Origin of the sequence: Micromonospora sp. HM5-17, assembly GCF_003762835.1 — a bacterium.
Classification (GTDB): Bacteria; Actinomycetota; Actinomycetes; order Mycobacteriales; family Micromonosporaceae; genus Plantactinospora.
The window spans coordinates 859,261-873,605 of record NZ_RJWA01000003.1 but is presented as its reverse complement, the minus strand read 5'-3'; the positions used below and the strand labels follow the sequence as shown (position 1 = coordinate 873,605).

The following is a 14,345-nucleotide window of genomic DNA, read 5'->3' as shown; positions in this document are numbered from 1 at the left end:
CGCCCCGACCAGCGGTGTTCCGGCCGCCGTCAGGCGCGCGCGGATCGGATCGCGCCCGCCCGGCGGGCCCGCTCGACGGCTCCGGGCAGGGCGGCGATCAGGGCGTCGACGTCCTCGGCGGTCGAGGTGTGGCCGAGGGAGAAGCGCAGCGAGGAGCGGGCCCTGTCGTCGTCCGCCCCCATCGCCAGCAGCACGTGCGAGGGCTGGGCCACCCCGGCGGAGCAGGCCGACCCGGTCGAGCAGGCGATGCCCTGCGCGTCGAGAAGGAGAAGCAGGGCGTCGCCCTCGCAGCCGGGGAAGGAGAAGTGGGCGTTGCCGGGCAGTCGGTTGTCCGGGTCGCCGTTGTAGATCGCCTCCGGCACCGCCTGCCGGACCCGGGCAACCAGGTCGTCGCGGAGCGCGCCGACCCGGGCGGCGTACTCCTGTTGGGTCTTGACCGCGGCCTCGACCGCGACCGCGAAGGCGACGATCCCGGGCGCGTCCAGGGTGCCGGACCGGACGTCACGCTCCTGGCCGCCGCCGTGCAGGACGGGCGTGGCGGTCACGTCGCGGCTGAGCAACAGGGCACCCACCCCGATCGGTCCGCCGAGCTTGTGCCCGGTCACGGTGAGCGCCGACACGCCGCTGGCGGCGAAGTCGACGGGCACCTGGCCGACGGCCTGCACCGCGTCGGTGTGGAACGGGATGCCGTACGCCGCGGCGACCTCGGCGAGCTCGGCGATCGGCTGGACCGTACCGACCTCGTTGTTGGCCCACATCACCGAGATCAGGGCCACCTCGGCGGCGTGCTCGTCGAGAACGGCGGCCAGCGTCTCCGGGGTGAGCCGGCCCGCGCCGTCGACCGGCAGCCAGCTCGCCGAGGCGCCCTCGTGGCGTACCAGCCACTCGACCGGGTCGAGCACCGCGTGGTGTTCGATCGCGCTCGCCACCACCCGGGCCCGGCCCGGGTCGGCGGCCCGTCGGGCCCAGAAGATGCCCTTGACCGCGAGGTTGTCGCTCTCGGTGCCGCCGCCGGTGAAGACGACCTCGGACGGCCGGGCGCCCAACGCGGCGGCCACCCGCTCCCGGGACTCCTCGACCCGGCGCCGGGCCAGGCGGCCGGCGGCGTGGAGCGACGACGGGTTGCCGACCTCGCGCGCGGTCGCGACGTACGCCTCCAACGCCTCGTCGAGCATCGGAGTCGTCGCCGCGTGGTCCAGATAGTTCATCGGGTCCAGCCTAGTCACGACAGCGGACGGATCCGCGCGGCCTGCCGGCTCCGGCCACCGCGGCGGTCCGGCCGGACCGGGAAACCCGCCCCGACCGGCCGGCGGCGACCGGACGACCGCCGAATACAGCACGGACGGACGATCGCCGCACACGGCACCAACGGACGGCCGCCGAAGACGGCGGCGGCCGGGCCGCCCCGAGAGCGTGGCCCGGCCGCCGTCCGGCTGGTTCGCCGGCGTCACCGGCGCTTGCGGATCTCCTCGACGGCCTGCGGTACGACCTTGAACAGGTCGCCCACCACACCGAAGTCGGCGAGTTCGAAGATCGGCGCCTCGGGGTCCTTGTTGACCGCGACGATCGTCTTCGAGGTCTGCATCCCGGCGCGGTGCTGGATCGCGCCCGAGATGCCCAGGGCGATGTAGAGCTGCGGCGAGACGGTCTTGCCGGTCTGCCCCACCTGGTACTGGTGGGGGTAGAAGCCGGAGTCGACCGCGGCCCGGGAGGCGCCGACCGCGCCGCCGAGCAGGTCGGCCAGCTCCTCGACCAGCTTGAAGTTGTCCGCGCTGCCGACGCCACGCCCGCCGGAGACCACCACCGACGCCTCGGTCAGCTCCGGGCGGCTCCCCTTCTGCTCGGCCACCCGGTCGAGCACCCGGGCCAGCTTGTCCGCCTCGCCGAGAACGACGTCGAGCCGCTCGACGGTCGGGGTGGCCGGGGCCGGGGCGGGTGTGACCGAGTTCGACCGCACGGTCACCAGCGGCAGCCCCCGGGTGACCCGCGAGGTGACGATGGTCGAGCCGGCGAAGACGACCTGGGTCGCGGTGCCGTCCGGTGCCAGCTCGGACACGTCGGTGAGCAGGCCGTTGTCCAGTTTGACCGCCAGCCGGCCGGCGATCTCCTTCCCCTCCTGGCTGGACGCCAGCAGCACCGCGGCCGGCTGCACCCGCCGGACCAGGTCGGCCAGCACGGTCGCCTTCGGCGCCACCAGGTAGCCGTCGATATCCTCGTGCTCCGCCGCGTAGATCTTCTCCGCGCCGTACTCGCCGAGCTGGGCGCCGAGCCGGTCGGCGGCGCCGGGACCGCCGAGCACCACGGCGGACGGGCTGCCGAGCTGGCGGGCGAGGGTGAGCAGTTCGAGCGTGACCTTCTTGACGCCGAGCTCCCGGGTGGCTTCGACGACGACGAGTACCTCAGCCATGGCCAATCCTCTCCTGTCTCTCGGGCCCGCTCAGACGAACTTCTCGGCGGCGAGGAACTCGACCAGCCTGACGCCGCCGGTGCCGTCGTCGGTGATCCGCTGCCCCACCGAACGCGGCGGGCGGCGCCGGTGGGAGACGACCTCGCTGGTCGCCCCGGCGGTGCCGACCTCCTCCGCCGGCACTCCGAGGTCGGCAAGGGAGAGGGTCTGCACCGGCTTCTTCTTGGCGGCCATGATGCCCTTGAACGAGGCGAGGCGAACCTGGTTGATGGTGTCCCAGACCGAGACGATGGCCGGCGTACTCGCGGTCACCACCTCGTACCCCTCCTCGGTCTGCCGTTCCACCGTCAGGGTGCTGCCGTCGACGGTGAGCTTGCGGGCGCCGGTCAGCGCGGCGATGCCGAGCCGTTCGGCCAGCATGTGCGGCATCACCTGCACCCGGCCGTCCGTCGACTCGGCCCCGCAGAGGACCAGGTCGGGGTTGAGCTGCCCGAGAGCCGCGGCGAGCACCCGGGAGGTGGCCACCGCGCAGGAGCCCGCCAACGCGTCGTCGAGGACGTGTACGGCCTTGTCGGCGCCGAGCTGCAACGCCTTGCGAATCGACTCGGTGGCCTGGCTCGGTCCCATCGTCAGGACCGTCACCTCACCGCCGTGCGCCTCCTTGACGCGCAACGCCTCCTCGATGGCGTACTCGTCCATCTCGTTGATGACGTTGCTTGCCGACCCCCGGTCGACGGTGTTGTCGTCACTGCGCAGGCTGCGGTCCATGCTCGAATCGGGCACCTGCTTGACGAGTACGACGATGTTCATCGCGCTTCGACGACCCCTCCTGTTGTTGGCGATCCCGCCGCCTGCGACGCTGCCCGCCCGGTTCGGTCCGGGCACCTCCCGCCTACCTTAACGATCGGTCAGCCGCAACGGACGACCAGCCGCGCCCGGGAGGCGGGGAGTTGCCCCCGTGACGGCAATGTTACCCACAAGTAGCATAGGGCTCCGGACCTCGCCGGAGTGACCCGGCTCACCTGGGGCCCACCCGACGGGACTCCACCCATCGAACAACACCGATTCGACCTCGACGAGCCCATCGGTCCCGCGATCCATCACGCGGCCGAGGCGCCGGGCGCGGCCGCCGGGAGACGGAGGCGCCGGCACGGCCACCCGGCGCGACGCGGGCGCGGTCGTCGCGACCTCGGGCGCGAGCCGACGCTCAGGCGGCGGAGTCGAGGGCGGCCCGGATGCCGTCGATCATCGCCGCCTCGTTCGGGCTGACCCCGTCGTGCGCCCGGGCCACCTCCTCGGCGGCGTCCAACACCGCCGACCGGTACCGGGCCGCCTCGTCCGGTGCCTTGGACCGGAGGATCTCCATCGCGCGGCGCAGCGCCGGCAGCACCGCCGCCGGCACGTCGGTCCCGGCCGGGAAGTGCGGCAACGCGCCGGTGGTCAGCGACTCCCGGACCAGTCCGGTGGTGCCGGCGAACGTGTTCGACGCCGCGATGCTCTCCTTGATCATGGAGAACGCGCCCGGCTCGGCATTGGACACCAGCAGGACCGCGCCGAAGGCGGCCCGTTTCAGGATCGCCTGCTCCTCGTCGGTCAGCGGTTCGATCACGGCTTCGGAGTGTAGACGTACGGGGTCGTGGTGGTGACCGGGACGAACCCGAGCCGTTGCAGAATCGGCCGGCTGTCGTCGGAGGCGTCCACCTGCAACAGTGGAAAGCCGCGTACCTCGGCCAGCCGGGCCCGGTAGGCGACCAGCGCCCGGTAGATGCCGCGGCGGCGCCACCGCGGCAGGGTCGCGCCGCCCCAGAGGGTGGCGAACCGGGTCCCGGGGACGTAGCGGACCCAGGCGGCACTGACCAGCTCGCCCGCGTCGGTCTCGGCGACCACCACGGTGAGCGGCGGCTGGTCCAGGGCGGCACCGGCGGCGATCTCCCGGGCCAGCCCCTCCGCCAGCCAGTCGCCGTCGCCGCCCCAGATCACCGACGTCAGCTCGCCGATGCGGTCCAGGTCCGCCCGGGCGGTCACCTCGCGCAGCCGTACGCCCTCGGGCAGGACCGGGAGGGTGGCCGCCAGCGGTCCGACCGGCCCGATCATGACCGTCTCCCGCTCCTCCGGGACGAAGCCGGCGGCCCGCAGCCGCTCGGGCAGGTCGGCGGGCTCGTCGTGGCCGTGCAGCTTCCACTCGACCTGCTCGCCCCGCGCGGCGAAGTGGTCGCGCTGCCGGACGATCAGCTCGTCCAGCTCCGTCCCCCGCACCCCGTCCAGGTCGCGGTAGGTGACGAAGCCGCCCCGGCCGAGCCCCTGGATCCGCAGCAGCGGACCATCGCGCTCCACCGTCACGCCCTCGGGAACCGGCTCCGGCGGCCGGGCCCGCAGCTGGGCGTCGTAGGCGGTACGGAGCACGTCGACGTCGAGATCGCTCACCTGACCAGGCTAAGGCCGAGGCCCACCGGATAATCGTGATCGTGTTCGAGGCGATCCGGCGGTGGTTCGATCCGCACGAACTCCGCGAGATCGGCGAGACTCCGGACTACCGGTTCTCGCTCGCCAACGAACGAACATTCCTGGCCTGGTTGCGTACCGGGCTGGCGCTGGTCGGCGGTGGGCTCGCCGTCGCGCAGTTCCTGCCCCCACTGCCCGTACGGCACCTGCGCGAGGTGCTCGCCATCGCGTTGCTACTGCTCGGCGGGGCGGTGGCGATCCGCGCCGTGGACCACTGGGCCCGGGCCGAACGTGCCATCCGGCTCGGCCGGGAGCTGCCCGCCTCCCGGTTCCCGGCGCTGCTCGCCCTGCTGGTCGGGCTCGGCGCCGTCCTGCTCGTGGTGGCGGTGCTGGTCCAGGCGGTCCGGCAGTCGTGACCCGCCGGACCGGGGATCGGGACCGGCCGGCCCGGAACGCCGGCCGACAGCGGTCATGACGGGCCGCGCCGCCGACCGGGAGGGGCCGGTCCGGGACCCCGGGCTGGCCCGGGAGCGTACCCGCCTGGCCTGGCGGCGGACGGTCCTCGCGGTCAGCGTGGTCGCGGTGCTCGCCACCCGGCTGGCGCTCACCCGGGGCACCGCCGGCACGGTGCTCGCCGCGCTGACCGGACTCGGCTGGCTCGCCGTCCTGGTGGCGACCTTTCCCCGGTACGCGGGGTCGGCGCCCCGGTCCGGCCCCGGGGCGTCCGGTGCCCACCGGCTCGCCCTACCGCTGGCCGCCCTGGTCTCGGCCGGCTTCGCCGTACTCGGCGTGCTGCTGGTCCTGGCGCCGATGCGCTGAGCCAATCGGGTACGTCATCATGGCCACATGGTCCGCCTCTATGCGCTCCTCGCCATCGGGCAACTCATCCTGGCCGTGGTCGCCCTGATCAGCTGCCTCTCCGCCGAGGAGGACGAGATTCGGGCGCTCCCCCGGATCGCCTGGGTGTTGATCATCCTCTTCTTCCCCCTCGTCGGGTCGATCGTCTGGTTCGCCGCCGGACGTCCGCTCCCCGCCGCCGGTACCTCCACCGGCCTGGGCGGGCGCAACCGCCGGCCCCTCGCCCCGGACGACGACCCCGAGTTCCTGCGCTCGCTGGACGAGCGCCGGGCGCGGCAGGACCGGGAGATGTTCGAGCGGTGGGAACGGGACCTGCGGCGCCGGGAGGAGGAGCTGCGGCGCCGGGAGGCCGGCGAGCCACCCCGGGAGCCGGACAAGCCGGAGAGCTGAGCCGAGACCGCCCGCCGGCGCGGCCCCCCTTCCACCCCGGCCGGCGCCGTGGTCGGACCGCGCTCGCCCCACCCCTCGGCGCGGATGACTGACGACACGGTCTCCCCCGCGACTGACCCGGTCCCCCGCGACCTGCCGGCCGCCCACCCCTGACCCACCGGGCTGACGCGGCGCCGCCCCGGCCGAGCGGCGCCGAACGGCCGGCTGACGGTCCAGGCCGGATGGGGCCGGCCGGCCCGGATTCGGCGGGAGTCGGACATTCCACCGACCGCCGCTGTCCCGCGGCCATACCATGGCCCAGCAGTGCACCCCTCACAGTGCCGTCCGGCGTGTGCGCCGGGGAAGCGAGGGAGAGGGGTGCAATGACGCACGAGGTGGTCGCCGGACCGGTCCACCTGGCCGAGGCGTCGCCGGACCGCCACACCGACCCGCTGGACGGGCCGGCGCGGCGTCGGCACCGGCGGCGGCCCCCACTCGGCGGCACCACCTTCGTCCTGACGCAGGCCGTGCTGGTCGTCTGGTGGGCCGCCAGGTATCCGGGGCTGTTCAGCCCGGACTCGCTCGACCACGTCTGGCAGGCGACCACCGGGAACTGGAACAGCCACCACCCGGTCGCCTACACCGGGCTGGTCTGGCTGTCGATCCAGCTCACCGGCGGGGTCGGGGCGCTGACCCTGGCCCAGGCCTGCGCGCTGGCCGCCGGGTTGACGTACGCCGTCACCGGGCTGCGTCGGATCGGCGGCCCGGCCTGGTGCTGGGGCGCCGCCGCCGTCGCGGTCGTCCTGCTGCCGCCGGTCGGCTCCTTCGTGCTCTGCGTCTGGACGGACGTGCCGTACGTCATCTGCCACGTCTTCCTGCTCGGCACGCTGGCCCGGCTGGTCGCGTGGCGTCGGGCGGGCGGACACCCGGCGTTTCCCCGGGCGCTGCTCGCTGCCGTGGTCGCCGCGCTGACCCTGATCTGCCTGTTCCGCCAGAACGGGTTCCTGGTCGCGGCGGTCGTCGCCGTGGTCGCGCTGCTGGTCCGGCGGACCGCGCTACGGATACTGCTGGCCGGGATGGTGGCGACGACGGTGGCCCTGCTGGCCAACTGGGCCCTGCTGCCCGCGGTCGGGGTTCGGGACAGCGACCCGATCGTGGCGGTCGAGACCTTCCTCGCCGACCTCGCGGTCGGGTACGCCGCCGACCCGCAGGACTTCCCGGCCGAGGAGACGGCGCTGCTGGCCACGGTGGCACCGCTGGCGCACTGGCGCTCCTCGGCCAACTGCTACACCGTCGACCCCACCGTCCACCACGCCGACTTCGACCGCCGGGCGGCGGCCGCCCGGCGGGCCGACCTCCTCGCCGCCTGGTGGCGACTGGCCCGACGCGCGCCGATGACCGTCCTGAAGGCCCGCTGGTGCCGGGCCTCGATCGCCTGGCGGCCCACCCCGGCCGGGGTGCTGAGCCGCACCCCGACCGCCTGGGCCCTGCCGATCTACCTCGACCACGATCCGCGGTTCGCGGACGACCGGGTCCGGGCCGTCGCGTTCAGCCAGCCGGTCAGCGAACGGGCCGGGTCGCTCGCGGACGCCCTGACCCGTCGGGTCAGCGGGCCCGAGTGGTTGCTCTGGCGCGGCGCCACCTGGGCCTACCTGGCGTACCTGGTCGTCGGGCTGCTGGCCTGGCGACGTCGGGAACGGGCACTGCTCGTCCTCGCCGCGCTGAGCCTGGGCAACCAGCTCTCGGTCCTGGCGGTCAACAACGCCCAGGCCGCCCGCTACATGGCCGCCCCGCTCGTCCTCGGGGTCCTGCTGCTGCCGCTCCTCGCCGCCGGTCCGCCCCGGCCCCGCTCCGTGCTCACCGCACCGCCACCGGACGGCGCCGAACCGCCTCCGCTCCAGGTCAGCGACGTCACCATCTCCGGTGCGGACGACGACGCCGGCGCCTCGGAGGAGTGGTTCTGGGCACCGGACCGCTTCGGCCCCGGGCGGTGAGCCACGCCGCCGGTGTGGAATCGGAGCCGCACCGACGGTGTGGGATCGGAGCCGCCCACCCGCGCCGCCGGGTCGGTCAGGCCAGAGTGGACGACCGCGGGTACGCGTCGGCCGGGTCGGTCAGGACATTGACCAGGTACGGTACCCCCGCGGCGAAGGCCCGCTCCAGTGCCGGCCCCAGCTCCGCCGCCTTCGCCACCGTCTCCCCCGCCCCGCCGAGCGCGGCCACCACCTGGTCGTAGCGCAGCTCCGGTTGCAGGTCGGCGGCGACGTCGTAGCCGTACATGGCGCGCATCGGGTGCTTCTCCAGGCCCCAGATGCCATTGTTGCCGACCACGATCACCACGGGCAGCTTCTGCCGTACCAGCGACTCGACGTCCATCAGGGAGAACCCGGCGGCCCCGTCCCCCATCAGCACACAGACCTGCCGGTCCGGGTAGGTGACCCGGGCTCCCATCGCGTACCCCATGCCGGTGCCGAGGCATCCGTACGGGCCGGGGTCGAGCCAGGTGCCGGGCTGAACCGGTTCGAGGTAGCGGCCGGCGTACGAGACGAAGTCGCCGCCGTCGCCGATGGTGACCGCGTCCGGGGCGAGGATCCGGCGCAGCTCGCCGTAGACCCGGGCCGGCTTGATCGGGTCGGTCTCGGCCACCATCGCCTCGGCGTCCCTGGCCCGGGCGGCGTCCTCGGCGGTCCGCAGGTCGGCGATCCAGGACTCGTGGTCGGCCCGGTCGCCGGAGTGGTCCGCGAACGCGGTGAGGATCGACCGCAGGTCGCCGGCGGGGCTGACCGCCGGCTGCACGTGCTGGGCCCGCTGACTCGGGGCGTCGACCACGTGCACCACCGTGGCGTCGCCGAAGTCGCCGAAGTTGAGCCGGAAGTCGAGCGGCGTGCCGATGACCGCCACCACGTCCGCCCCGCTGAGCGCGGCCCGGCGGGCCCTGGCGAAGTGCAGCGGGTGGCCGGGTGGCAACGCGCCCCGCCCCATCCCGTTGGTGAAGACCGGCACCCGCAGCGCCTCGGCGGCGGCACGCAGCGCCTCGACCGCGTCCGCGGCGTACACGTCGGAGCCGGCGACGATGACCGGACGCCGCGCCCGCGCGATCAGCCCGACCGCGGTGGCGACCTCGTCCGGATCCGGCTCGATCAGCGGTACGGTCGGCGTCGGCGGCGCCGCCTCGCCGGTGGAGAAGACCACCTCCAGGGGGAGATCGAGGAAGACCGGACCCCGGTGCGGGGTGAGTGCGGTGTCGAGGGCACCGGCGACCGCGGTGGCGATGTCGTCGGGGGCGAGGACGGTGGCGGCGTGCTTGGTCACCGGGGCGACCAGCGGGACGTGGTCGAGCTCCTGGAGGCTCCCCGCCCCCCAGCGGAAGGCGGGCGCCCGGCCGCCGAGCACCAGCACCGGGGACGCGTTGAAGTACGCACTGGTCAGCCCGGAGACGCCGTTGGTGACCCCGGGCCCCGCGGTGAGGACCGCGAGCCCCGGCCGGCGCTGTAGCTTGGCGACCGCCTCGGCGGCGAAGACGGCGGACTGCTCGTGCCGGACGTCGTAGATGGGGAACCCGCTACGGTGCGCCGCGTCGTAGAGCGGGAACACGTGACCGCCAGAGAGGGTGAACATCTCCCGCACGCCGTACGCGCGCACCGCCGCGAGGGCGAGGTCGCCGCCGTGTCCCTCGATCCGGTCTGCCATCGCCGCTCCCGTCCTGCCGTGCCGACATCCACAACGGTGATCGCTGTGAGATTACCGGCCGGTAGAAGGTCAGCGCGGCCGGCCGGGATCCGGCCCGGTGAGGCCGAGTAGGTGGTCCAGCGCCGACGCGGCGGGCTGGCTCCAGGCCGCGACGACGTTCTCGCTGACCGGGACCGACCTGTTCGGGGTGGCCTTCCGGCCGGCGGGCTTTCGGCCGATCCTGGGTGCTCCCGTCCCGACCATCCGACCGGACGGTCGACGCACGCGAGGTGTTCCATCGTGACCCGCCCGGTCCGGTCGACGTGCCGGTCGAAGTGGGTGATCCGCCGGTACCGACTGCACGAGGTGGGCCAGCGACTCGCCCGGGGCGAACCGGTCGACTGGGCCGAGCTGGCGGCCGAGCTCGGCCATGCCGACCAGCCACACATCGTCCGGGACTTCCGGCGGATGTTCGGCGAGCCGGTACGCCGAACGCTACGAGCGCTCCACCTGAAGCGGCGCCGACCGCCGGTACCGCCTGAGGTGGGTGCCCGGCACGGGTCGAGCGCGGGCGGCCCGCGCAACGCGTCGCGCCCGCCCGGCGCGCGGTGCCACCGGGCGGGCGCGAGGCGGGGCGGGCTAGCGGACCCGCATCGTCACCGGCATCGGCTCGACCTGGTACGGGGTGTCCGTCACGAAGGCCAGCCGGGCGGCGTACTCACCGGGTGACGCGGCGGCCGGAGCGGCGACCGAGACGGTGATCGTGATCGACCGGCCGGGCGGCAGCGTCAGCTCACCGGTGCGGCTCACCGACAGCCACGACACCGCCGACCCGCGCAGGCAGTCGTCGTACCCGGGCAGCCGCTGGGCCAGCGGCGTGGCGTTGAACGAGTACGCCGAGCCGCCGATCTGGTAGAGGCCGCACGCGGCACCACCCCGGTAGAGGGCGTTGGCCGCGTTCGGCAGGGCCGACCAGACGTTGGTCGCCGGGTCGTACTCGGCCGCCTGGTTGCTCACCGAATCGTTGACCACCCCGCCGATCACCTGGAACTTGCCACCGGCGTCGGCGTAGGCCATGCCCCAGGACCGGAACGGCAGGTCCGCCATCCGCACCCAGGTGTCCGCGTCGGCGAAGTACCGGTAGGTGGCGCTGCTCACCTCCCCGGTGGCCGGGTCGACCCCACCCGCGCAGACCAGACCGTCGCCGGCCGCCGCGCAGCCGAGGAAGGCCACCGCCTGTGGGTAGTCGGCGAGCCGCGTCCAGGTGTCGGCGCCCGGGTCGTAGCGGTACGTCGCGGTGGACGCCGGTGCGCACTCGCCCGTCGTACACCCGGCGACCACGTACAGCCGGCCGTCGACCGAGGCCGCCGCGCCCGCGCTCACCGGAGCGGGCAGATCGGCCCGGCGGGACCAACGGTCACTCTGCGGGTCGTAGGAGTACGTGGTGGAGGTGGTGGCGCCCGCGTCGTCCCAGCCGCCCACCGCCAGCAGCCGGCCGTTGACGAACGCGCCGATCGGCGCCTGACGCGGCTCGGGCAGGTCGGCGATCCGCCGCCAGGCCCCGGTGCGCTCGTCGTAGGCGTACCCCTGGGCCGTGATGCCCTCGATCCCGGTGCCGGCCACCGAGTACACCGTGCCGTCCTGGTCGGCCACCAGGTTGTCCATGATGATCAGCGGGTACTCGGGCAGTTGGGTCCAGGCGGTGGCGGCACCGGCGGCGGGCGCGGCGGTAGGCGCCGGGCGGGCCCCGCCGGACGCCGCGCCGGCGGCGACCGAGGTCTCCTGGGCCACGCGGATCAGCGGCGCTCCCGGCCCGTTCGGCCGGGGGCGGCCGTCGGCCGACGTGTAGCCGCGGTCCTGCTCGACGAGGCGGACCCGCAGCGGCTGGTCGCCGTCATTGCGCAGCCGCACCGTCCGGCGGCCGGTCCCGCCGGGCCGGGTGGCGAACGACAGCTCTGCCGGGCCGACCCGCAGCCGGCCGGCCGCCAGCCGCCAGTCCCGCCGTACCACGCCGCCGGGCTCGATGCGCACCCTCGCGGTGCTGTCCGCGTAGTGCGGAGCGGTCGCGGTCAGCTCGACCGAGCCGGTGCCCGGCGCGAAGAGCCAGTAGAAGCCGTCCGCGAGCCGGGTGTCCTGCGGCGTGGCCTGGCTGGTGGCGGCGGCGGCCGATCCGCTGGCGGTCACCGTCGCGCCGGTCAGCCCGTCGCCGGTGTTGTCGTCCCGCACCCGGCCGGCGACCAGTCCACCGGGCACCGGGACGCACGACCGGTTACCCACGTACACGTTGTCCAGCTGCCACCAGTCGTCGTACTCGCCCTGGTAGCGGAACCGGACCAGCACCCCGTCCTGGCCAGCCGCCTGCGGGATGGGGATCTCGATCCGCCCCTGGACATCCTGCGTCGAGGCGTGCCAGACGCTCGTCCAGGTGTCGCCGTCGTCCAGGCTGAGCAGGACGTCCGCGGTCTGCTCGTCCCAGGCCGAGTAGTGCGTGTCGAACCCGATCACCGGGTCCTGCTCGTCGCCGAGGTCCACCGGCGGGCTGATCAGGCTGGTGTCCTGCACGCCGGGGCGGTACCAGCCGTCGACGATCGCGAAGTCGCCGCTACCGCCGGTCAGGTTGCCCTTGGCCCCGGGGTCGTCGAACCGCCAGGTCCGGCCGGAACCGGCGTCGTCGGTCACCCGCCAGCCGTCCCGGGCGGCGTCGCCCCAACCGGTGAAGTCGGTGCTGACCCCGCGGTACCGGTTGGTGTACCCGGGGGCGGTGCAGGACTTAGCGTCGACGGCGAGCGACACGTCGTGCCGCACCTCGCGCGGCTGGCCGGGCTTGCGCGCCTCGACGGCCACCGTCGTCGTGCTGGTGACGTAGCCGGGCATGTCCACCGGGGACACCCGCAGCGTGTACTCGGCACCGGTCGGCAGATCGACCTGGTAGCGGCCGGTGAACGGGTCGGTGTACACCGGACCGTGCGGGTAGCCGTCGATGAGGATCGACGCGTACACCGGCCAGCCCTGCCCGGAGCCGTCCCGGACCGTACCGGTGAGGCGGCGGCTCGGCACCGAGGGGAGCTGGAAGGCGTACGAGGCGCTGTCCCGGACGCCGACGGTGATGGCGCGGGTCTGCTCGCGGAAGCCGAACGCGGTGGCGGTGAGCTGGTAGTCGCCCACCGGCAACGCCAGCTGGTACCGGCCGGCCGCGTCGGTCACGGCCTGGAACGTCCCGCCCGCGCGGTCGGTGGCGGTGACCGTCGCCCCGGCGAGCGGGCCGGCACCCTTGGTGCCGGAGACGGTGCCGTCGAGCTGCCCGAACTCGCCGAGGGTCAGCGCGGCGACCCCGTTGGGGGAGCCGACGCCGGTCGGCCCGTCCCAGCCGGGGCCGGCGGTGCACAGCACGGTGTCACACCACCCGTTGCTGCCCTCGGTGATGTCGAAGAGGTGGCCGCGCTTGTCCGCGCGGTACGGGTAGGTCACCGGGTAGCTGCCCGGCAGCGGGGTGCCGGCCAGCGCGTACATCGCCGCGACCAGCGGGGCGGCCAGCGACGTGCCGCCGTACTGCGCCCAGCCGTCCTGGCCGGAGGTGTTGTAGACGGCCAGTCCGGTCTCCGGGTCGGCCACCGCGGAGATGTCGGCGGTGGCCCGGGTGTCCGGGCAGCCGGTGTCCAGCTCGGCCTGGTACGCCGGCCGGGGCTCGAAGAACGAGCAGCCGCTGCCCGCCTCCGACCAGGCCGTCTCGGTCCAGCCGCGGGCCGAGGAGTCCCGGGTCAGCCGGGTACCGCCGACGGCCACCACGTTCGGGATGGTCGCCGGGTAGCTCTGCACGTAGCCGACGTCGCCGCTGGCGACCGTGACCGCGATCCCCGGGTGGTCGTAGTGGGCGTTGTAGCGGGACTGCCAGCGGTACTCCCCGGCCACGCCGTAGGAGTTGGAGATCGCCGTCGCGCCCAGCCGGGCCGCCGTGTCGACCGCGGCGCCGAGGTTGGCCATGGAGTTGTCATCGGCCTGGACGAGCAGGATGTTGCACTTCGGGCAGGCGGCGGAGACCGCGTCCAGGTCGAGCGCCGCCTCGATCGACCAGCCCGGGTCCTCGCGCGGGTAGTCCGTGCCGCCCCGCTGGTCCACCTTCCGGAAGCAGCCGTTGGCGGAGGTGCACGGCGGCAACCCGTAGTGGGCCCGGAACACCGCCAGGTCGGCCTCGGCCGCGGCGTAGCCGAACGCGACCACGACGGCCACCGTCCGGCCCTCGCCGCCGTCCGGCAGGCGGTACGCCGCCTGGATGTCGGCGGGTCCCAGCGCGGTCGGCGGGGGCGCCGCGGCCTGCTGGCGCAACCGGCCAGACTCGGCGGCGAGGCCGAGCGCGTAGCAGCGGGCCAGCGGGGTGCCATCCGCCGCGGTGCCCGGGGTGCTGGTGTTGCACCCGGCCGGCTGGTAGCCGAGCCGCTGCCAGCTCGCCGGTGGGGCGGCGGGTGACTCCGCCGGACTCGCCAGCGCCGGCGGCGCGAACACCGCCGGACCGGCGATCAACAGGGCGAGCGCGGCGGCGGCGACAAGTCTGCTCCGGTGCAGGGCCCGGCGGACCCGTCCCGGTCGTAAGGGCTCGGCCATC

The 14,345-nt window shown here is 74.5% G+C and carries 11 protein-coding genes; 4 read left to right on the top strand and 7 right to left on the bottom strand.

Features of this window, described 5'->3' with window-relative positions:
• Positions 1-29 precede the first annotated feature (29 nt).
• From EF879_RS13345 to EF879_RS13325, 5 genes are all read right to left on the bottom strand, one after another.
• Complete coding sequence (locus EF879_RS13345; RefSeq protein ID WP_123558233.1) at positions 30-1,208, bottom strand: cysteine desulfurase family protein; 1,179 nt, start codon at positions 1,206-1,208, stop codon at positions 30-32.
• A gap of 239 nt (positions 1,209-1,447) precedes the next feature.
• Positions 1,448-2,407: an electron transfer flavoprotein subunit alpha/FixB family protein gene (locus EF879_RS13340; protein WP_123558231.1), complete on the bottom strand. Its 960-nt coding sequence runs from the start codon at positions 2,405-2,407 to the stop codon at positions 1,448-1,450.
• Positions 2,408-2,437: 30 nt separating this feature from the next.
• Positions 2,438-3,217: an electron transfer flavoprotein subunit beta/FixA family protein gene (locus EF879_RS13335; RefSeq protein WP_123558229.1), complete on the bottom strand. Its 780-nt coding sequence runs from the start codon at positions 3,215-3,217 to the stop codon at positions 2,438-2,440.
• A 397-nt stretch (positions 3,218-3,614) separates the two neighbouring features.
• The gene (locus EF879_RS13330) at positions 3,615-4,013 is read right to left on the bottom strand and encodes a hypothetical protein (RefSeq protein ID WP_123558502.1); all 399 of its coding nucleotides are present in this window, start codon (positions 4,011-4,013) and stop codon (positions 3,615-3,617) included.
• Positions 4,013-4,831 carry a GNAT family N-acetyltransferase gene (locus tag EF879_RS13325; RefSeq protein ID WP_123558227.1) on the bottom strand — a complete coding sequence of 273 codons (819 nt, stop codon included), beginning with the start codon at positions 4,829-4,831 and terminating at the stop codon, positions 4,013-4,015. The genes EF879_RS13330 and EF879_RS13325 overlap by 1 nt, the downstream gene beginning before the upstream one ends.
• A gap of 41 nt (positions 4,832-4,872) precedes the next feature.
• Between EF879_RS13325 and EF879_RS13320 the strand changes: the two genes are divergently transcribed.
• The 4 genes from EF879_RS13320 (at position 4,873) to EF879_RS13305 (ending at position 8,070) form a co-directional block, all read left to right on the top strand.
• The gene (locus EF879_RS13320; protein WP_123558500.1) at positions 4,873-5,265 is read left to right on the top strand and encodes a YidH family protein; all 393 of its coding nucleotides are present in this window, start codon (positions 4,873-4,875) and stop codon (positions 5,263-5,265) included.
• 55 nt (positions 5,266-5,320) lie between these two features.
• On the top strand, positions 5,321-5,668 hold the full coding sequence (locus EF879_RS13315) for a DUF202 domain-containing protein (protein WP_123558225.1): 348 nt from the start codon (positions 5,321-5,323) through the stop codon (positions 5,666-5,668).
• A gap of 27 nt (positions 5,669-5,695) precedes the next feature.
• Positions 5,696-6,097, top strand: coding sequence for a PLD nuclease N-terminal domain-containing protein (locus EF879_RS13310; protein WP_123558223.1), 402 nt, complete (start codon positions 5,696-5,698; stop codon positions 6,095-6,097).
• 362 nt (positions 6,098-6,459) lie between these two features.
• The gene (locus EF879_RS13305; protein WP_123558221.1) at positions 6,460-8,070 is read left to right on the top strand and encodes a DUF6020 family protein; all 1,611 of its coding nucleotides are present in this window, start codon (positions 6,460-6,462) and stop codon (positions 8,068-8,070) included.
• Between the two features lie 76 nt (positions 8,071-8,146).
• On the opposite strand, the gene EF879_RS13300 is transcribed toward EF879_RS13305, so the two are convergent.
• Positions 8,147-9,766 carry an acetolactate synthase gene (locus EF879_RS13300; RefSeq protein ID WP_123558219.1) on the bottom strand — a complete coding sequence of 540 codons (1,620 nt, stop codon included), beginning with the start codon at positions 9,764-9,766 and terminating at the stop codon, positions 8,147-8,149.
• A gap of 618 nt (positions 9,767-10,384) precedes the next feature.
• Positions 10,385-14,344, bottom strand: coding sequence for a carboxypeptidase regulatory-like domain-containing protein (locus EF879_RS13290; protein ID WP_123558217.1), 3,960 nt, complete (start codon positions 14,342-14,344; stop codon positions 10,385-10,387).
• Between the last annotated feature and the right edge of the window lies 1 nt (position 14,345).

Excerpts from the sequence above, each read along its gene's own strand:
- EF879_RS13345 (WP_123558233.1), bottom strand. The coding sequence starts at position 1,208 with ATGAACTATCTGGACCACGCGGCGACGACTCCGATGCTCGACGAGGCG.
- EF879_RS13340 (WP_123558231.1), bottom strand. The coding sequence starts at position 2,407 with ATGGCTGAGGTACTCGTCGTCGTCGAAGCCACCCGGGAGCTCGGCGTC.
- EF879_RS13335 (WP_123558229.1), bottom strand. The coding sequence starts at position 3,217 with ATGAACATCGTCGTACTCGTCAAGCAGGTGCCCGATTCGAGCATGGAC.
- EF879_RS13315 (WP_123558225.1), top strand. The coding sequence starts at position 5,321 with ATGACGGGCCGCGCCGCCGACCGGGAGGGGCCGGTCCGGGACCCCGGG.
- EF879_RS13310 (WP_123558223.1), top strand. The coding sequence starts at position 5,696 with ATGGTCCGCCTCTATGCGCTCCTCGCCATCGGGCAACTCATCCTGGCC.
- EF879_RS13305 (WP_123558221.1), top strand. The coding sequence starts at position 6,460 with ATGACGCACGAGGTGGTCGCCGGACCGGTCCACCTGGCCGAGGCGTCG.
- EF879_RS13300 (WP_123558219.1), bottom strand. The coding sequence starts at position 9,766 with ATGGCAGACCGGATCGAGGGACACGGCGGCGACCTCGCCCTCGCGGCG.
- EF879_RS13290 (WP_123558217.1), bottom strand. The coding sequence starts at position 14,344 with ATGGCCGAGCCCTTACGACCGGGACGGGTCCGCCGGGCCCTGCACCGG.